The 17,549-nt window shown below is 48.2% G+C and carries 21 protein-coding genes; 19 read left to right on the top strand and 2 right to left on the bottom strand.

Annotation, left to right across the window (positions count from 1 at the left end):
- Window positions 1-75: 75 nt before the first annotated feature.
- Together ACJJJB_RS11735 and ACJJJB_RS11730 are read right to left on the bottom strand one after the other, a co-directional pair.
- A complete protein-coding gene (locus ACJJJB_RS11735; RefSeq protein ID WP_444946436.1) occupies window positions 76-1,047 on the bottom strand; it encodes a TolB family protein in 972 nt (323 codons plus the stop codon).
- Window positions 1,048-1,473: 426 nt separating this feature from the next.
- Window positions 1,474-2,511: a heme-binding protein gene (locus ACJJJB_RS11730; RefSeq protein ID WP_445364966.1), complete on the bottom strand. Its 1,038-nt coding sequence runs from the start codon at window positions 2,509-2,511 to the stop codon at window positions 1,474-1,476.
- Window positions 2,512-3,768: 1,257 nt separating this feature from the next.
- Here ACJJJB_RS11730 and ACJJJB_RS11725 point away from each other — a divergent pair.
- The 19 genes from ACJJJB_RS11725 to ACJJJB_RS11635 all read left to right on the top strand — a co-directional run bounded on the left by ACJJJB_RS11725 (window position 3,769) and on the right by ACJJJB_RS11635 (window position 17,547).
- A complete protein-coding gene (locus tag ACJJJB_RS11725) occupies window positions 3,769-3,978 on the top strand; it encodes a hypothetical protein (protein ID WP_444901234.1) in 210 nt (69 codons plus the stop codon).
- A 170-nt stretch (window positions 3,979-4,148) separates the two neighbouring features.
- Window positions 4,149-4,526, top strand: coding sequence for a D-Ala-D-Ala carboxypeptidase family metallohydrolase (locus ACJJJB_RS11720; RefSeq protein ID WP_444901235.1), 378 nt, complete (start codon window positions 4,149-4,151; stop codon window positions 4,524-4,526).
- Complete coding sequence (locus ACJJJB_RS11715; protein ID WP_444901236.1) at window positions 4,526-4,984, top strand: 3TM-type holin; 459 nt, start codon at window positions 4,526-4,528, stop codon at window positions 4,982-4,984. The genes ACJJJB_RS11720 and ACJJJB_RS11715 overlap by 1 nt, the downstream gene beginning before the upstream one ends.
- Window positions 4,981-5,244, top strand: coding sequence for a hypothetical protein (locus ACJJJB_RS11710; RefSeq protein WP_444946438.1), 264 nt, complete (start codon window positions 4,981-4,983; stop codon window positions 5,242-5,244). Before ACJJJB_RS11715 ends, ACJJJB_RS11710 begins: the two co-directional genes overlap by 4 nt.
- The gene (locus tag ACJJJB_RS11705) at window positions 5,244-5,702 is read left to right on the top strand and encodes a hypothetical protein (protein ID WP_444946439.1); all 459 of its coding nucleotides are present in this window, start codon (window positions 5,244-5,246) and stop codon (window positions 5,700-5,702) included. Before ACJJJB_RS11710 ends, ACJJJB_RS11705 begins: the two co-directional genes overlap by 1 nt.
- Window positions 5,686-6,987, top strand: coding sequence for a terminase large subunit domain-containing protein (locus ACJJJB_RS11700; protein ID WP_444946440.1), 1,302 nt, complete (start codon window positions 5,686-5,688; stop codon window positions 6,985-6,987). The genes ACJJJB_RS11705 and ACJJJB_RS11700 overlap by 17 nt, the downstream gene beginning before the upstream one ends.
- Entirely contained in the window at window positions 6,987-8,408 is a 1,422-nt protein-coding gene (locus ACJJJB_RS11695) for a DUF4055 domain-containing protein (RefSeq protein WP_445364965.1), read from the top strand. The genes ACJJJB_RS11700 and ACJJJB_RS11695 overlap by 1 nt, the downstream gene beginning before the upstream one ends.
- On the top strand, window positions 8,401-9,465 hold the full coding sequence (locus ACJJJB_RS11690; protein ID WP_445364964.1) for a minor capsid protein: 1,065 nt from the start codon (window positions 8,401-8,403) through the stop codon (window positions 9,463-9,465). The genes ACJJJB_RS11695 and ACJJJB_RS11690 overlap by 8 nt, the downstream gene beginning before the upstream one ends.
- A 105-nt stretch (window positions 9,466-9,570) precedes the next feature.
- Window positions 9,571-10,284, top strand: a complete 714-nt coding sequence (locus tag ACJJJB_RS11685) for a hypothetical protein (protein ID WP_444946443.1) — start codon at window positions 9,571-9,573, stop codon at window positions 10,282-10,284.
- A 24-nt stretch (window positions 10,285-10,308) separates the two neighbouring features.
- The gene (locus tag ACJJJB_RS11680) at window positions 10,309-11,319 is read left to right on the top strand and encodes a major capsid protein (protein WP_444946444.1); all 1,011 of its coding nucleotides are present in this window, start codon (window positions 10,309-10,311) and stop codon (window positions 11,317-11,319) included.
- 40 nt (window positions 11,320-11,359) lie between these two features.
- Entirely contained in the window at window positions 11,360-11,641 is a 282-nt protein-coding gene (locus tag ACJJJB_RS11675) for a hypothetical protein (protein ID WP_445364963.1), read from the top strand.
- A gap of 3 nt (window positions 11,642-11,644) precedes the next feature.
- Window positions 11,645-12,163 (top strand): DnaT-like ssDNA-binding protein, encoded by a 519-nt coding sequence (locus ACJJJB_RS11670; protein ID WP_445364962.1) that lies wholly within the window; start codon window positions 11,645-11,647, stop codon window positions 12,161-12,163.
- A 3-nt stretch (window positions 12,164-12,166) separates the two neighbouring features.
- Window positions 12,167-12,547, top strand: coding sequence for a hypothetical protein (locus ACJJJB_RS11665; RefSeq protein ID WP_445364961.1), 381 nt, complete (start codon window positions 12,167-12,169; stop codon window positions 12,545-12,547).
- Window positions 12,544-12,924 (top strand): hypothetical protein, encoded by a 381-nt coding sequence (locus tag ACJJJB_RS11660; protein ID WP_445364960.1) that lies wholly within the window; start codon window positions 12,544-12,546, stop codon window positions 12,922-12,924. Before ACJJJB_RS11665 ends, ACJJJB_RS11660 begins: the two co-directional genes overlap by 4 nt.
- A gap of 3 nt (window positions 12,925-12,927) precedes the next feature.
- The gene (locus ACJJJB_RS11655) at window positions 12,928-13,332 is read left to right on the top strand and encodes a phage tail terminator-like protein (RefSeq protein ID WP_444901246.1); all 405 of its coding nucleotides are present in this window, start codon (window positions 12,928-12,930) and stop codon (window positions 13,330-13,332) included.
- Between the two features lie 10 nt (window positions 13,333-13,342).
- The gene (locus ACJJJB_RS11650; protein WP_445364959.1) at window positions 13,343-14,254 is read left to right on the top strand and encodes a phage tail tube protein; all 912 of its coding nucleotides are present in this window, start codon (window positions 13,343-13,345) and stop codon (window positions 14,252-14,254) included.
- Window positions 14,254-14,736, top strand: a complete 483-nt coding sequence (locus tag ACJJJB_RS11645) for a phage tail assembly chaperone (RefSeq protein ID WP_445364958.1) — start codon at window positions 14,254-14,256, stop codon at window positions 14,734-14,736. The genes ACJJJB_RS11650 and ACJJJB_RS11645 overlap by 1 nt, the downstream gene beginning before the upstream one ends.
- The gene (locus tag ACJJJB_RS11640; protein WP_445366286.1) at window positions 14,634-14,942 is read left to right on the top strand and encodes a phage tail assembly chaperone; all 309 of its coding nucleotides are present in this window, start codon (window positions 14,634-14,636) and stop codon (window positions 14,940-14,942) included. Before ACJJJB_RS11645 ends, ACJJJB_RS11640 begins: the two co-directional genes overlap by 103 nt.
- Window positions 14,932-17,547, top strand: a complete 2,616-nt coding sequence (locus tag ACJJJB_RS11635) for a tape measure protein (protein WP_445364957.1) — start codon at window positions 14,932-14,934, stop codon at window positions 17,545-17,547. The genes ACJJJB_RS11640 and ACJJJB_RS11635 overlap by 11 nt, the downstream gene beginning before the upstream one ends.
- Window positions 17,548-17,549 lie beyond the last annotated feature (2 nt).

Raw genomic sequence — 17,549 nt, 5'->3', positions numbered from 1 at the left:
TGAACTCAATATAATGAATTCAAACTGGACTAGCTTGTTGTCCATGCAGACGAATAGTGATGATTAATATTATTCTTAGTTAACATACGACGAAATATCAATCCAGGCGATACGCCAGATAGGATTTTTACCCTCGGACTTCACAGAAAGGATTAGTTTTGTGCCGCAGGGAAACCACTTTGCATGTTGGCAATCGAATCTCGGATCGGTTACGGCAACTGGAGCCCCAGCTGGGTCGGAATCGTTATAAATAAATATTTGGTAGCTGTCTCCAGTTGAAGAATTACGATTTGACTCAAAAGCGACCCGATTTCCATTGGGTGACCAGGATGGGGCTCGGCCTTGGAAGCTGGGTTCAAAATTTTGGAGTTGCTCCACAGGCTCCAATGACGTAGAGAAGTAAGTTCCATCAACTTTTCTCATGCTCAAGAAGATATAGTTGTAATTTTGGTTATAGCAAACTTCTTTCTTGCCATCTTCGTTAGGATGCCATGTTTCAATTGCCGGCTGCCCGGCAAATGCAACAGTATTGGAGTTCGTGGGGTCTATTGAGGGCATTCCACCGTACATATTATTGTTATCAATGTCTTTGCCATTAATATTGCTAACAGATATTTCCCGTGAGTTGTAACTGTAGAGGCAAGTATGTGGGTGGGGCTTCAAATTTTGATTTTGATTCATTGCAGCCAGTGTTGACCCATCTTGAGACCATGATCCATAAATAAGATTCTTGGTGTTGTTTAATCTTGTTGACTCCAGGCCATCGCACCTGGTCGTATTCAAGTATTCACCTTGACAGTAAACAATTTCACCTGAAGCCCAGCACCAGTCATTACGTGTCTGTGGGGCTGGATCGTTGGTTTTAAGGAAGGGAGTTGGCTCATTTTGGTTAAGGTCATTTATGCAATATAGTATTGCAGATTTATCATTTTTGAATTGTTCCCATCCTTCAAATATTGCTGTACTTCCATCAGGTCCGATGCTTGGTCGATATAGGTTTAATAAAGTGTCGGGCGCAATTACATTTAGAGTGGGGTAGCTAGACATAGGATTCATTCCCTGCTTAGGCTAATGGCCGAAATGCGTGTAATGGTAGAGTAATTTGGAACTTTGCAAATTTAGCATAATAAGTTAGTAACCCTTGACTTTCTCTGTGTCAGAACTGTATAAAAACCCCATGCTGGGATAAATACGCAGATTCCAAGCCAAACACCCTAAAGCCTGCTTAATGCGGGCTTTTTTTGTGCCAGGTTACTAAATATTCGATGGTGGTTTACTTTGAATGGAGAAACCATATCTCAAATGTCAGTTGTAAAGGAAAAATGTAGATTAAAATATAGGTAAGAATAAAGATGTGAGAGCCTCTACGACAGTAATTTAGTTGAAGTGCGTTAACTTGTGTACTTGAGACTCATGCTGACTATAAATGATAAGTATTAGTGCAAAGCATATTTTTTGTTTCCCTTTAAGCTTTCAATCAAATGGACGTCGTTGCATTGTATTGAAGCTTATATGGGGCCATCTAATCAAACCGGGTTCACCATCAAGACGAGGGAAGAACTCAAGCATAATTACTTGCATATATTGCATTACATAAATGGGGCGGCCCTTATCATCTTTGTCGTCTGTCTCCATTACCCAGAACGTAGAGGTCATTTCCGTAGCATTCGCGTGTTTTACGATGAACGGAATATTGACGATACCAGCATCCTCAATACGAGTAGTAACCTCAATTTTGGTGGTTTTTACCACATTTGGAGGAGTGCCTTCACGTAACAAAGCTGCTGGGTCTAATACATCTAGCTTACCTCTAAACTTTCCTTGATTTGGGTCAGGTGCAGGTTTCGATTCGCATATACATTCTTTATCAATGTCGAACTCACTAAAGTGACGATAAGGAGCTAAATATCCTTTACAAACATCCCTAGTGTGGCCCACTGGCAAGCTGTCTGTAAAAGGAATAACTGGGGCGCAATTAAATTCTTCGTAGCTACCAAGTGCCAGCACAGAATTGCCGTGCGGTATGCTTGCAAGACGTGCAATGTTAATATTATTGGTGGTGTGATTGAATATGTGGAGCCATAGCCCAGGCTCATCATGAATGACAACTCCGGGATCACCCGCGCATCCACTGTTTGGAAAATCTTCAGATGCTACTTGAGTAATTGTTTGTTCATATTCCAGGGCAAACAAAAATTGATCTAAGTTTTCTTTTGTTTGTTGAATTACTCCTCTATTAGGTACCGGGCCGTCTAGCGCATTAAATGTCAACTTTTCATTATATTGATTAACAAGAAGTCGATAAGTACTTTCTATTTCGCCACATTTATCCAAGACCAAGAATGGCAATGCAATTATATTCCATCCATGGTTTTTAAAATCACCTGTATTTTCCCATATTCCCGGAAATTCTTTCAGTGGCCCAAGATCTTCATTGCTGGGATCTGGTTCTTTAATAATTTTACGATGGCGTGATAAGATACGCTTTAACGCATCCTGCTTTATTATCATTTTTTATTCTCCTTACTCTCTTTGTGGCGGCTTTAAGTGGCAATGTAATTACCAGTTACGGTAAAGGCAAAAAGCTGGAGTATAATAAAATTTGACTTCAAACAAGGCCATGATTAGATGCGACATCAATATATCATTGAGGTCTAAAAGGAAAATGTTTAGATTGTATGGTTTTGGTTTGTTTTTTTAGGAATAAACTGGGGCGTAAATTTAAATTAGTTAGTGTTGGGTTAAAAGGTTTAGCTTGCCAGTTGGCTATAGGTTTCTAGTTGATTGATATTTTATATCTCGAAGATGAGTTTTCTGAAATGCTTTTTGAGAGGTTGCTACGTCTATTTTCGTGCCAATTATACTTTTTTTCGATTTGCTCCATATTGAATCGGATAGTAGTAAGCTTGGTAAATCAATGAATTGAAAACCCTTGACTTTCTCTGTGTCAGAATTGTATAAAAATCCCATACTGGGGTAAGTGTGTAGATCTTTAGTTGATTACTCTGAAGCCTGTTTAATACGGGCTTTTCTATGCCAGGTAATGGAAATCAAAGCCCTTTTGCTCACCTTCAAATGATACGCATGCAATCTGGAGTCCACACTTAGTAGCTATGTATCCGTGACCGTTTTTTATACCGTAGTACAGAAATAGTTTGACAAAGGTTTATGCGAGAGTCGTACCCTTGGGAGGGTATAGAGTCTTTCAGTTCAGCTAAATGGCCTGGCCGGTGGGAATTATAGTGGTGGCCAAAATGGTTAAGAAGTCGGTGGTTAGCATTTAAACTCTATGTCAAGTCTAGTATTGATACGGAGTACACGATCAAAGATGAGTCTTAGCAAGGGTAGAAACGATACTTATCACTTCATTTCTAGGAGATTAGATGGGGTACTTATTATGCGATTTTGTTCCGAGTGTTAGCTCCTCAATTATTATTGAGAATGAAGACTGATACTGGTCATTTTTCAAGCCCAAATAGAGGTTACACTAAGACCAATATCTTTTGACGGCTATTGATCAATTAGTCTTCGTACTATTTCAGATGATATTTCAGGGGTGTTCTGATCTTTTTCTATTTTTGTTTCTTATTTCAATATTGTTTTTGTGAGATCAGGAAAAATGTATTAGCCTTTTCTAGGGCTGTCTGGCCATTTGCGGTTTTTATAAACTAACATGCTTATGCTTTGAGCAGCCATTTCTATTTTTTAAGTTGCTTTTTGCCCCTGGTTGGCATTGGGCTTCTTCACTACTTGAATTGAGGTGATAAAATGGAAGAGGGCATTCTGAAAGATCTAGCAAATGCAATAGTAACTGCGACTCCTCCCGGGACAGAAGTAGAAGTAACTACTAAAAATGGTGAGCGTCATAGAGGAAAGTTTTCAAGCGTGAGCGATACCATTCTGGAGCTCACTGAGACTAAAACTGTTATTATTATACCTCTATCGGAAGTTTCAGCTTTCCAACCTTTTTTAGACTAGATTGTTCTTTATGTTAAAAATTGGTTGTCTTACAGCGAATTGATCTCAATCAGTATTTGTAATTTTGATTAATACATCCATAGTTGCTCTGGTTTCCATGCAGCGACCGTTCATCCTTTCTTAAACCGGCCCCCCAGCCGGTTTTTTTATGCCTAAAATTTGAGACTCTCATGTTCCAAAACGACTACTTCACAGAGTCGGAGTTGGCCTGTCGTTGCTGTGGCAAAAACCATTTCAAAGATGAAACGCTAAAGCGTCTGATAAGAGTTAGGAAGCGCTTTGCCAAGCCAATGGCTATCAATTCCGGTTACCGCTGCCCAGCACATAACGCCCGGTTAAATGCCACCATGACCCACGCCACCGGGCAAGCTGTTGATGTTCAGGTAGCTGTAGGACGCGCCTATCGGTTAATCCAAATCGCCCAAGAGGAAGGGTTTACCGGTATAGGCGTAAAGCAGAAAGGCCCAATCGGTAAGCGATTCCTGCATCTGGATGACCTTGAATCAATACCTGGCGAGCGTACCCGCCCTACAGTCTGGAGCTACTAATGGCTTTTGACCCACTAACAGCAATTTTTGAAACCGGCAAAATGGCTATTGAGCGTATATGGCCTGACCCGGTTAAACGTGCTGAGGAAGTGCGTAAGCTCGAGGAACTTAAGCAGAAGTGTAACTTGGCAGAGCTAAATGCTCAGGTTCAATTGCTTCTCGGCCAGCTGGAGGTCAATAAAGCCGAAGCCCAACACAAAAGCATCTTTGTTGCCGGTTGGCGCCCCTGGATTGGTTGGGTAGGGGGTATGGCTCTGGCCTATCAGTTTGTTCTGTATCCATTGCTCTGTTGGGTTTGGGCTATCTGCAGCGCTAAAGGCTCGATACCTACCGAGGTGACCCCGCCCCCCGTGCTAGAAACTGGCGCGCTGTTCTCAATGATAACGGCCATGCTCGGGATAGGTGCCATGCGTTCATACGATAAAACATGCGGTACCCAAACGGACAAGATTCGATGACTCAACAAACAGAGCACTGGCACCTGAGTAAAAGCGTATCCATTACCCAGATAGCCAGCATTATCTTATTGGTGGCTGGCTTATTTATATGGGGTTCTGATGTTGAGAAAGGGATAACCGCCAACACTCAAGCAATTCAGCACGAATCAGCTATGCGCGCCCTGGAGCAAAAACACATAGCTGAATTCAAAGACGAAATCAGAACCCGGCTCCAGCGTATTGATAGCAAGCTGGAGCGGTTGATAGAGCGGGGGGAATAGTGGCAAGGCTGACCAGCTATAGGCAGGAGTTTGCTGAGCAGGCCGAAAAGCTCTGCAAGCTGGGTCTGACTGACAAAGAGTTAGGCGAATTCTTCGAGGTAACAGAGCAAACAATCAACAATTGGAAGAATAAGCATCCCGAATTTTTTGAGTCCATAAAAAAGGGCAAAACTTTGGCTGATGCCAACGTGGTCGAGAGTCTCTTCCGAAGGGCATGCGGCTACAGCCATGAAGCCGTAAAGATCATGCAGCACAACGGCAACCCTATCGTTCAGGAGTACACCGAACACTACCCACCAGACACAACTGCCTGTTTAGCCTGGCTTCATAACCGGCAAAGAGAAAAATGGCAACGAAACCCTGACCCAGCCGGTGGCGGTGCCGACATACCACCGACAAAAGTCGTATTCGAGGTCAAGGATGCAAGAACGCGGGAGGGAAGTGAGAGCGGCACTTAATGTTCCGCAAAGTCGGTTTCTTAATTTACCGCACAAGTACAGGGCCTATGTCGCGGGGTTTGGGTCTGGGAAAACCTGGGTTGGCTGTTCAGGACAGCTGGCCCACTTCTACGAGCATCCCAAGATTAATCAGGGCTACTTTGCTCCAACCTATCCACTAATTAGGGATATTTACTACCCCACAATCGGCGAAGTTGCTGAGACTATGGGGCTGCGGGTTAAGGTCAAGCGAGGTGACCACGAAGTTGAGGTATACAGCGGTAGTCGCTACCGCGGCTCTGTTATCTGCCGCTCGATAGATGACCCGGCCAATATTGTCGGATTTAAAATCGGCCATGCTCTGGTCGATGAGCTGGACCTGCTTGCTGAGAAGAAAGCAGAGCAGGCTTGGCGGAAAATCATGGCGCGCATGCGCTACAAGGTCCACGGTGTCAAAAATGGCATCGATGTAACGACCACCCCGGAAGGGTTTAAGTTTGTCTACCGCCAGTTCGTAAAGGCACTTCGGGATAAACCAAAGCTTCGTGAGCGATACGGGTTAATTCAGGCCTCGACCTTCGACAATGAGTCGAACCTGCCTGATGACTATATCGATTCAATGCTTGAGGCCTATACGCCTGAGATTATCCGGGCATATCTCAATGGTCAGTTTGTAAACCTGCTGACCGGAACGGTCTATCACCAGTTCGACCGCAAGCTCAATCACTGCAATGACTCGGTGAAACCCGGTGAGCCTTTATTCATCGGCATGGACTTTAATGTCGGCAAGATGGCGGCAGTCACTCACGTTAAGAGAGAGAGTAAGCCGCGGGCCGTCGATGAAATCCTTGGGGGTTATGACACTCCCGACATGATTCGGAGAATTAAAGAGCGGTATTGGGAATACAAAGATGGGGACTATCGGAAAACCTGCGAGGTTCGTATTTATCCGGATGCCTCTGGTGATTCTCGCAAGTCTGTGAACGCCAGCACCACGGATTTAGCCTTGCTAAGAAATGCTGGGTTTTCGGTACACGCTCCGAAAGCCAATCCCCCGGTGAAAGACCGGGTCAACGCAATGAACGCGATGTTCTGCAATGCCAAGGGTGAGCGCCGCTATTTAGTGAACACCGATAAGTGCCCGGGCTATTCGGACTGCTTAGAGCAACAACCTTGGGCGGAGAATGGCGAACCAGATAAAAGCGGCGACCTCGACCACGCTCCAGACGCTGGTGGCTACTTCATCCACCACGATTACCCGCTCATCAAACCAGCACTAACAATCAACATGGGAATGGCCTACTAATGGCAAATGACGTTACCTATCAGCGCGACGACTTCGCCAAGGCGCTGCCAGACTGGACTCTGGTTGATGATATCTGTGCGGGTGAGCGGGTTATTAAGGCTAAGGGCACCACCTATTTGCCTATGCCGAACCCAAAAGACCAGAGTGAAGCAAATAGAGCTCGCTATCAGCAGTACACAGACAGGGCAGTTTTCTATAACGCAACTGGCCGCACGTTGCAGGGCCTGGTTGGTGCCGTATTTCGCCGAGCGCCTACGGTAGATATCCCGGCAGGTCTGGAATACCTGACTTCAGATGCTAATGGCAATGGGGTAAGCATCTACCAGCAGTCTCAGTCTGTAGTTGCTGCGGTGCTTAAGTCTGGCCGACGCGGTCTGCTGGTGGATTACCCAAAAACTCAAGGGCAAACCTCCAAGGCCGAACAGCAAACCGGGCTAGTGCGTGCATCGATAGTGAGCTATCCCGCGAATCAGGTTATTAATTGGCGGACCATCAAGGTTGGTGGTGTGCATCGGCTGGGGCTGGTTGTTATCCATGAGAGCTATGAAGAAACCACCTCAGATGGTTTTGGCATAGAAGAGAAAACTCAGTACCGCGCACTCAAGCTGATTGATGGTCGTTACACAGTGGAGATATGGCGCAGTGGAAACACTGGCACCTGGATTATTCACGATACGTACACACCGTTAGATGGAGTAGGGAAGGCCTGGGACATTATCCCGTTTACCTTTGTCGGCGCCGAGAACAATGATTCGGGTATCGATCGGTCTCCATTGTTAGACCTGGCAAACCTCAACAAAGCTCATTACCGCAACTCAGCGGACTATGAGGATTCAGCATTTTTCGTCGGTCAGGCCCAGCCTTGGATTTCTGGATTGACTGAGAACTGGCGTGACCATATGGAGAAGCAGGGCATTTATATTGGCTCCCGCTCTCCAATTTTGCTTCCCGATGGCGGTGCCTTTGGATTTGCTCAAGTTGAACCTAATACCCTGGTCAAAGAAGCAATGGACCAGAAAGAAAAGCAAATGGTCGCCTTGGGTGCTCGCTTGATTGAGCGCGGTTCAGCAGTAAAGACCGCCACTGAAGCCCAGGCAGAAAACGAATCAGAGCACTCTGTTTTGTCTCTGGTCGCCGAGAACGTCAGTGAGGCTTACACCCAGGCTATTCAATGGGTGGCCCAGTTCCAGAATGTACAGGCTGATACCGAGTACAAACTCAATCAGGACTTTGCTGAATCCAACCTTGATGCGCAGATGCTCACAGCTTTGGTGCAGGCCTGGCAGTCCGGTCGCTTACCGAGTTCTGACCTCTGGGCGAACCTGCGGAAGCATGGCGTTATTAATGCTGAAAAGACTGACGAGGTAATTCGCGAAGAGCTGGAAGGAGAGGAGCCTGGACCGGGGTTAAATGATGAGTGAAGCCCTTGCCACTTCAAGCACTCGCCATGCTGTCTACCTGGAGCGATTAAAGTCTGGTGAAGTAAATCAGTTTGCGGCATTCCTGCAGCAGATAGACCGCTCCATAAAACAACGCCTATCAAGCCACGATTTAACCGAGTTCTCCCGGGCAAGGTTGGAGCGGTTGCTTACCGCTGTTGATAGTGATCTATCCGAAATATTCAGCAAGTATTACGACCAGCTTGCGGGTCACCTGCTGGACCTGGCCGAATATGAATCGGAATTTGAGGTTCGCAATTTACAGACCGCATTAATTGCCGGGATAGAGACTGTAATCCCTGCACCTGCTCAGGTCCGTGCCGCGGTGCTCTCCACGCCGCTCTCTGTACGTGGTCCCGATGGTGGTCAGCTAATAGAGCCATTTATCAAGGACTGGACTAGCAGCGAGAGAAAGCGGGTTACCGGGGCTATACGGCAGGGTTTCTTCGAGGGGCAAACAACTCTCCAAATTATTCGTAATGTCCGGGGATCCAAAGCCAACAAGTACCGCGATGGAATTCTGGCAATAACCCAACGCAATGCCGATGCAGTAGTCCGAACAGCGATTGCCCATACAGCCACCACTGCGCGGATGGAGACGCTGCAGAACAATGCCGATTTGCTGGAAGGCATGCGCTGGGTATCCACCCTGGATAGCCGTACATCGTCACAATGCCGCAGTTTGGATAACGAAGTGTTCCCCCTCGACAAAGGACCGCGTCCACCAGTTCACATACGCTGCCGCAGTACAGTTATTGCGGTATTGAAGGAAAGGTACCGGGCATTAAGCGAGGGTGCCACACGGGCCAGTAAGGGCGGATATGTCGATGCTAGCTTGACTTATTACCAGTGGCTCAAGAAGCAGCCCCTTAGTTTTATACAGGATGCTATTGGCCCCACCCGAGCAAAACTTCTCATCGAAGGAGGGCTCACTGCAGAGCGCTTTGCAGCGTTAAACCTGGGGCGTAACTTTAAACCTCTCACTCTGGCAGAAATGAAACTGAAAGAGCCAATCGCATTCGAGCGGGCAGGCCTCTAAATACCAAATTAATAACTGGGCTCGCTTCGGCGGGCCTTTTTTGTATCTGCCGTTTATTCGGTAAACAACTAGGGGCTGTGCCCCGAGAAAAGGAGCAGTGCTCAAATGTTAAAGAAGCGTATCAGCGACCTCAGTGAGGTTGAAGAGCAGTATCGCGGCCTCTATGAAAAAAGTGGTGACGGTTTTGTTCTGAAAATTGAGGGTGATGAAGAGGACCGTTATCGAGCCAAGCACGAAGAAGCGGAACGCCATCGCAAAGCTGCTGAAAAAAAGGTCAGTGACCTGGAAACCAGCATGGGCGAACTGCAAAACAGCCTGGATGATTTGAAGAACGGCAAGCATCGTGAGAGCGGCGATATTGAGGCTCTGGAGAAGAGCTGGCAGGCCAAGTATGACCGACTCAAGGCCGATATGGACCAGGCGGTTAGCGAGCGTGATGGCTGGCTGAGTGAGCAAATGGTATCCGGGGTTGCAGGTTCGATTGCTTCAGATATTGCAGTTCAAGGTAGTGCACAGGCTCTTATTCCTCACCTTGAACGCCGTTTGTCGATGGAGGTTCGTGACGGTAAACCGACAACCGTTGTGCTGGATGATTCCGGTAAGCCGAGTGCTATGACGGTTGCAGAACTACAACAAGAATTTTCCAGCAATCCGGTATTTGCGCCGTTGATTGTTGGAAGTAAAGCCTCAGGCGGCGGTGCTGCCGGTGGCGGGGGAGGCGGTGCCTCCAAGAAGTTTTCGGAATTATCCGAAAAAGAACGTGTGGAGCTGTATCAACGTAACCCGGAGGAATATCGCCGGGCACGCGATGCAGGTTAATCGCCAACCTAAAGGTTAAAAATTATGTTAACCCAACTATCCGATGTAGTTATCCCGGAAGTCTATTCCGATTATCAGGCAGAAAATGGACCTGAAAAAACAGTATTTTTCCAGTCAGGTGTTGCTGTCCGCAATGCAATGCTGGACCAGAAAGCGAACTCTGGCGGTGATACGCTGAATGTTCCTTTCTGGAGAGATCTGGACGCTTCTGTCGAGCCCAATTACAGCACTGACAATCCGGCCCAGAAAGCTTCGCCGCAAAAAGTTGTTGCGGGCAAACAAGTCGCACGTATGGCTTATATCAACCAGGGGTATAGCTCTGCGGATCTGTCCGGAGAAATTGCTGGTTCCGATCCAATGCAGCGTGTTCGCAATCGATTCGGCACTTATTGGATGCGTCAGTGGCAGCGCCGAGTAATTCCAGTCCTCAATGGCATCCTGGCAGATAACATCGCCAATGACGATGCGGATATGGTCGAGGATATTGCCATTGAAGATGGTAACAATGCCGGCGCAAGCAATGTGTTTAGCCGTACGGCCTTTACCGGTGCGGCATTTACCCTCGGTGACCGATTTGAGTCCATGTCTGCTATTGGTGTCCACTCGATGGTCTACAAGCGCATGGTGGATAACGATGATGTGGAATTTGTCCCTGACTCTAAAGGTGACCTAACAATTCCTACCTTTCTTGGTCGTCGCGTCATTCTGGATGACGGTATGCCGGTGATACCAGGTGGTACTAGCGGATTTAAATACACTTCTGTCTTGTTCGGTGCAGGTGCTCTCGGCTATGGCGAAGGCCAAGCAAAAACTCCGGTAGAGCTTGAGCGTGCGGCCAGTGAGGGCAATGGCGGCGGTGTGGAAACTCTATGGGAGCGCAAGAGCTGGCTGATACACCCGCTTGGCTTTAAATGGTTGGAGGCTTCCGTTTCTGGAGTGAGTCCTACTTGGGCAGAACTCGCCATGCCGAGCAACTGGGACCGGGTTGTTGATCGTAAAAATGTGCCCCTGGCTTTCCTAATCACCAACGGCTAATCCGTGCCGGGGTTCGCCCCGGTCTTTCCTGGAGATATCCATGCCCAGTATTAAAGAGCTTCTGACCAGTGCCAAGCGAATAGATCGCGGCATTGCTGCTAAAGCAAAAGAAGTGACAATAGCCGCCTCTGATTTCCCGGTATCTGTCGAACCGCCCAAAGTCCCTGTTAAAGTTATACAGGATGATGAAGAGGGTTTTGTTGTTGAGTTGGAAGGCATCCAATTCGCACCGGCACGAAATCAAGTGCGCGAAGACGGGACTCTTACATCCGGCGGCTTGAAGGCATTTGAGTCTGCCAAATCTGAGCTTACAGGCGACTAATCCATGGCCCTGACGATAGAAGACGGCAGCGGTACTAATCCGAATGCCAACAGCTATGCCAGCGTGCAAGACTTGCGCGACTATGCGGGTGCGCGTGGGGTAGACCTGTCTGCGCTATTGGATGAGCAGTGCGAGCCACTTCTTATCAGGGCCATGGACTTTCTCGAAAGCAAGCGCGATCGGTACAAGGGGCATATCTCTGTGCAGGGCCAGCCTCTGCAGTGGCCCCGCTCTGATGCTTGGGGAATTTCCTATCCAGATGCACTTTTTCCAAGCAATGAGATTCCTAGGGAGCTGGTGTATGCACAGTTGGCCCTGGCCATTGAGGCGCGAGAAAACGATCTTCAGCCTAACCGGTTACCAACTGATACTGGGCCGATAACCAAAGAGCGTGTTGAGGGTGCTATTGATGTCACTTATGCAGCACCCATTCAACAACAGTTCACCCCTGCATTTGCCAAAGCCGATGCGCTGCTTGCTCCACTCTTGAAAAACAACGGACTCTTCCTAGTTCGAGCGTAATCCATGAGCGACTTCTACAACCGTATGGCCGATACGGCTCTGCGGCTTATTGCGCTTTTTGGTTCTGAGCAAATCCTTCATGACGTTATTCCGGGTGCATCTGATCCGGTAACCGGGCAGAGCTCAGGCGATACCCCCATAAATCAACCTGTCCAAGTGATTCTGCAGGACTACAACCTCAAAGAATCCGGCTTGATGTATGCAGAGGGCCAGAGCATTCAGCAAGGTGACAAAAAACTCATCATCGCTGCAGCTGGCTTGAAGTGGGCTCCAACCCTTACCACTGAAGCTGAGATTAACGGGGTTAAGTGGCAGGTGGTTAACATTAAAGAAGCCAATCCTGCAGGAACTCCATTGGTTTACTTCTGCCAGGTGCGCAAATGAAATTTTCAGCCAGCCTGAAGAAATTTAACGATGATGCCTTGGCGGAAGCTGATCGCTTATATCGGGCAACGAATATCGAGCTGTTTAACTCTGTTATTCGCGATACACCGGTTGATACAGGTCGGGCTCGCGGCAATTGGCAGACGACTGTCGGCACGCCTGCTCAGAGCTCAAGCTTGCGGTTGGATAGGTCAGGTGCTGAGGCCCAGGCAGAGGTAATTCAGAATGTTAGCGGCCTGGACAAAGTGAATTACCTAATCAACAACTTGCCGTATATCCAGCCTCTGGAATATGGCCATTCAAAGCAGGCCCCAGCGGGTATGGTTCGCCGCAATGTCTTACGCATTAAATCGATCATCCGACGAATAATCAGATAATCCATGTACAGCAAAATCTATTCGGCCCTGGTGCAGCACTATGTATCGGGCGGGTTCGGCTTGCCTACTGGTTATGAAAATGACGGGTTTGAGCCGGATGTGGGTACACCTTATGCGGCCGTGTACAACCTGCCTGCAGATAGTTATCAGGACACTGTTGGCGAGATAGGCAGGGATGAGCGGGTAGGCATATTTCAGATCAGCATTTTCTATCCGGTAGGAAAAGGGCGAGGGGATGCCCTAGCAAAAGCGGATCAAATTCTCATGCACTTCAAAGCCGGTTCCTTTCCGGAGTACTCCGGCCAAATCGTAACTATTCAATCTTCAACCATCTCTCCCGGCAGGGTCGTAGATGGCTGGTATCAACTTGATATAAGCGCGTCCTGGACCGCTACAACTCTACGTTAGGAGCACACTAATGGCAGATGGCAGCCAACACTCAATGGCCTATGCGGCAGAGTCCACCTATGGCGTTACTCCAGCCTCACCTTCATTTAAGGCAATCCGAAATAAGGGGACCACTCTCGCTCTGACCAAAGAAGGGTCAGCAGATGAGGAGCTGCGCGATGACCGCCAGATAACCGACTATCGGCACATGAATAAGAGTGTCGGTGGCGATATCAATATAAACCTTTCCTATGGATCCTTTGATGACCTTCTCGAAGCAGTGAGCATGGGCACATGGACCAATGACAAGCTGACTGTTGGAGCAACCCGTCGCAGCTTTACTATTGAGCGAGAGTTTGGAGGTATCCCTGATAAACCTTATCACCGCTATAAGGGCTGTGAGGTTAATACCTTAAATCTTACGGTTGCCCCTGGTGCCCGGGTAAGTGGCAGCTTTGGAATTATTGGGAAGGATATGAACCTTGGAGCTGCAGCCTTACCGGGGTCGACTTACGGGGATGCAACGTCCACACAAGTTTTTGATTCATTCAAGGGTGTTATCAACGAGGGTTCAACTGACCTAGCCATAGTGACTGAAGTCACCCTCACTTTGGAAAATGGCCTCGAGTCACGCTATGTGATCGGTAGCGATACTACTGTCCAGCCGGGGGCAGGGCGCTCAAATGTCACCGGGCAGCTTTCAGCCTACTTCGAGAATTCAACGCTCCTTGAGAAGTTCCTCAATGAAGATTCTTCGAGCCTGGAGTTTAGTCTGGTTGATGCTGCTGGTAACTCTTACGTAATCACCCTCCCGAAAATTAAATATACCGGTGGTCAAGTTGATGTTTCAGGGGAGGGGGCAATTATTTTGCCCCTGCCATTCCAGGCAGTGTACGACGAAACTGAAGGGACTAATTTAATCATCGAAAGGATAGCAGCCTAATGAAAGCCAGCGATTTTTATACTCGGGAGAAAGGTAATAAAGGGGTTAAATTACCACTTTACACTCCTGAAGGAACAGCCACAGAGCATTACCTGGAAATCTTAAGTGTTGATTCAGATGCATTCCAGATGGCTCAGTCAGAGATGCAGCGAGACCTGGCAACGGCCAATCTAGAGGAAGATAAGACGAAACGGTTTGAGCTTGTGCGGGAGGCTAAAGTTGCTGCAGCGGCTGCATTGGTAATTGGCTGGTCACTTGAAGATGATTTCAACCAGGAAGCTGTTAAGGAGCTATTAGTTGAGGCACCACAATTAGTTGACCAGATTGATCGCGCAGCCAGCAACCGTGCACTTTTTTTCGCCAGCGGCAGCAAGTCTTCATCAATTGGGCCTGCTGCCAGTTCCGGCTCGACAAAATCCCGAAAGGGTGTAAAGAAAGCCTCCGCCAGCAACTCCAGCAGGTCCAAAAAACAACAGGTATAACACCGCCGGAACTTAAGGCCGAACAACCCCCTGATGGCCTGATTTATCTCTTCCACTACTACCGCGAGATCCGCGGAACCGAACCGCTCACTTTCACCGAGATTCAGAACTGGAGCCAGCTCACTCAGCGCGATATATCTGCGTGGGAAGTCTCTGTAATTCGTGCTCTCGATATTAATTTTTGGGCTCAACAAAATGCCGATTGATCAAATTGCTCGCCTGGGTATCCGTGTAGAAGCGGAAGGGCCGGATTCTGCCCGCCGGAAGCTGGATGCGATGGAGCGCTCTGGTGCAAAGGCTGAAAGGACTGTTGAGAGCCTTGGGCGCAGTAGTGGTGAAGCAAGTGGCCGTATCCAGAGTATGGCCACGAGTAGCAACCTCCTGGCTGGGGCTCTAGCTTCAGTCGCTGCAGGTCTGTCTATCCGTGAAATAGCGAGATACACAGATACTTGGACCAATCTTACAAACCGACTGAGGTTGGTAACTGACACTACCCAAGAGCTGGCAGATGTTCAGCAAAGCCTGGTTGAGATAGCTTTTGAAACTCGTGGCTCCTTGGATTCTACTGCTGTTTTATATCAACGCCTGGCACAGTCTGCTGGTGAACTGTTTGACGGTCAGGAAGATATCCTGGCGGTTACCAAGACCATTAGCCAGGCGATGCTGGTATCTGGTGCCTCTGCTCAAGAAAGTGCTGGAGCGTTGCGGCAGTTGGCCCAGGGCCTTGCCTCCGGCGTTCTCCGCGGAGATGAGTTCAACTCTGTAATGGAGAATGCTCCACGCCTGCAGAAAGCCCTGATAGACCACCTTAACCTCACCAGTGATGCTGCAGGCTCTGCTGCTGGTAAGTTGCGAGATATGGCTGGGGATGGGGAACTGAGCGCGAGGACTCTGGTGGAGGCCTTCCAGGCAGCTGCCACAGATATCGATGCGGAAGCATCCAAACTCAACACTTCCATAGGTCAGAGTCTCGAGCAGTTTACTTCGGGTATTACCTCTGCTATTGGCCAGCTTGACGGTGTGTCTGGTGCATCTGAATCGGTTGCCGGTTCAATCTCCGGCCTTGCAAAGGTACTTATCGATTTCTCTACTGATGCAGAGGCTGTACGCGATGTTGCGGCCAGTATGGAGTTCGCACTTAGTGCTGTTGCTGCAATCCTGGCTGGGAAGTTTGCTGGTGCAATTAGCAAGCAGATTGTGCAGATGGGTCTGCTCAATGCCGCCACATACAAAACCACTATTCAAACCAATGCGCTTGGCCAAGCTATTGGTCGTACTACGATAGCAACTCGTGCTGCGACTGTTGCTACCACAGGGTTGCGTACTGCTCTTGCTTTTCTTGGTGGACCAGTGGGTGTTATTGCTTTGGCTACCACCGCATTGATTGCCTGGAATGCGACACAGCCAACTGCCGAAGAGAAAGCTGAAAGCCTTAAAGGGAAAATTGATGAGCTGACTCAAAGTTGGTATGAGCTCACAGAAGCCCAGCGGATAAATAGAGAGCAGAAAATACAAGACAGAAGGGATGAGCTTCAGGCTGAGTTGGATAGGTTAATTAAAGAGCGTGACACCATGAGGGATGGTGGATTTGATCCTAATGCGCGCTTTAGCTATCAGCTCCCAGGCAGAAATGCTGAAAAAGTAAAGGAGTTAAATGAGGAGATAGAAAGGGCGGCCAACAACCTAAATGAAATCGATCGAAGGATAGCTGAAATCGGCAAACCGAAATCGCTCACCGATGGTGGAGAGCCCTTATCCCTCTCTCCAATAAATGCCCCACAAAGCCTAAGTTCTACCAGCGTAAAAGATGACCTTCCAGCCCTAGAGCGAGCACTCCAGGAGCAATTCGAACGCACGGTCCAAAAGCGACTGGATACGGTAAATAACCTGCGCCAGAGCCTAATGACAGAGGAAGAGGCCATTGCTGAAAGCTACCGACGCCGCAATCGAATCATTGAAGAAAATGTGCATGATCCAGAGAAGCGTGAAGAGCTTTTGCAGCGTAGCAAGGAAAAGCTTGATGAGGAAATTGATGCTCGCCTTCAAGGTCTAAGGGAATCATGGCTCACAGAAAATGAACTTCTTCAAGTTCGGCACGATGAGGAAATGGAAATCCTCGATCAGGGTTACATCTCCAAACGAGAACTATTGGCTGAGCATCTAGAAGCTACCCGGGCAACCGAAGAAGAATCTCGCCAAGCCAGTTTGGCGCTCGAAGGTGAGTATCAGCGCAACCTAACTTTTCTGGAATCCAAACACGCTAAAGACCGTGAAAAGCTCGAGCAGAAAAGCTCAAGGAAGCGAGTGGGTATCATCACGGGGACATTGCAGGAAATCCTTTCGTATGTAGACAGCAATAACCGTACTGTTTTTTTAATGCAGCGTGGATTGGCAGCCGCACAAGCAGTTATTAATGCGGAAGCTGCTGCTGTGGCCGCACTGGCCCCGCCACCGTTAGGGCTTGGACCTGTCGCTGGAGCTGGCTTGGCTGCCGCTGTTAAGGCTAAGGGGTATTTGTCAGCTGCCGCTATCGCTGCCACAGCTATTAGCGGAGGTGGTGGCAGCTCTACAAGCTCAGGAGCAACAGCATCCAGCAGCTTGACCTCACCCACTGCACCGCTGGCCTCAAATGATCAGATCTCAACCAGCACTGAGCAACAAACTGGAACTCAGGTCATTTTCAATATTGATGGCGATGTAAATAGCGATAACGCCGAGAGTTTAGTAGAGAAATTCAAAGAGCTGATTAATGAACAAGATGTCGTAATCATAAATGCAGATTCTCGTCAGGCCCAGGAGCTGGCCGGTTAATT

It is taken from the genome of Microbulbifer variabilis, assembly GCF_052468405.1.
Note: the sequence above shows the minus strand (reverse complement) of the source record. Positions and strands in the feature narration are given on the sequence as shown.

Bases quoted from the DNA above. Each gene is read 5' to 3' on its own strand.
- ACJJJB_RS11690 (WP_445364964.1), top strand. From the start codon at position 8,401: ATGAGTGAAGCCCTTGCCACTTCAAGCACTCGCCATGCTGTCTACCTG.
- ACJJJB_RS11675 (WP_445364963.1), top strand. From the start codon at position 11,360: ATGCCCAGTATTAAAGAGCTTCTGACCAGTGCCAAGCGAATAGATCGC.
- ACJJJB_RS11635 (WP_445364957.1), top strand. From the start codon at position 14,932: ATGCCGATTGATCAAATTGCTCGCCTGGGTATCCGTGTAGAAGCGGAA.
- ACJJJB_RS11695 (WP_445364965.1), top strand. From the start codon at position 6,987: ATGGCAAATGACGTTACCTATCAGCGCGACGACTTCGCCAAGGCGCTG.
- ACJJJB_RS11730 (WP_445364966.1), bottom strand. From the start codon at position 2,511: ATGATAATAAAGCAGGATGCGTTAAAGCGTATCTTATCACGCCATCGT.
- ACJJJB_RS11685 (WP_444946443.1), top strand. From the start codon at position 9,571: ATGTTAAAGAAGCGTATCAGCGACCTCAGTGAGGTTGAAGAGCAGTAT.
- ACJJJB_RS11720 (WP_444901235.1), top strand. From the start codon at position 4,149: ATGTTCCAAAACGACTACTTCACAGAGTCGGAGTTGGCCTGTCGTTGC.
- ACJJJB_RS11650 (WP_445364959.1), top strand. From the start codon at position 13,343: ATGGCAGATGGCAGCCAACACTCAATGGCCTATGCGGCAGAGTCCACC.
- ACJJJB_RS11660 (WP_445364960.1), top strand. From the start codon at position 12,544: ATGAAATTTTCAGCCAGCCTGAAGAAATTTAACGATGATGCCTTGGCG.
- ACJJJB_RS11735 (WP_444946436.1), bottom strand. From the start codon at position 1,047: ATGTCTAGCTACCCCACTCTAAATGTAATTGCGCCCGACACTTTATTA.
- ACJJJB_RS11645 (WP_445364958.1), top strand. From the start codon at position 14,254: ATGAAAGCCAGCGATTTTTATACTCGGGAGAAAGGTAATAAAGGGGTT.
- ACJJJB_RS11670 (WP_445364962.1), top strand. From the start codon at position 11,645: ATGGCCCTGACGATAGAAGACGGCAGCGGTACTAATCCGAATGCCAAC.
- ACJJJB_RS11715 (WP_444901236.1), top strand. From the start codon at position 4,526: ATGGCTTTTGACCCACTAACAGCAATTTTTGAAACCGGCAAAATGGCT.
- ACJJJB_RS11725 (WP_444901234.1), top strand. From the start codon at position 3,769: ATGGAAGAGGGCATTCTGAAAGATCTAGCAAATGCAATAGTAACTGCG.
- ACJJJB_RS11655 (WP_444901246.1), top strand. From the start codon at position 12,928: ATGTACAGCAAAATCTATTCGGCCCTGGTGCAGCACTATGTATCGGGC.
- ACJJJB_RS11710 (WP_444946438.1), top strand. From the start codon at position 4,981: ATGACTCAACAAACAGAGCACTGGCACCTGAGTAAAAGCGTATCCATT.
- ACJJJB_RS11680 (WP_444946444.1), top strand. From the start codon at position 10,309: ATGTTAACCCAACTATCCGATGTAGTTATCCCGGAAGTCTATTCCGAT.
- ACJJJB_RS11665 (WP_445364961.1), top strand. From the start codon at position 12,167: ATGAGCGACTTCTACAACCGTATGGCCGATACGGCTCTGCGGCTTATT.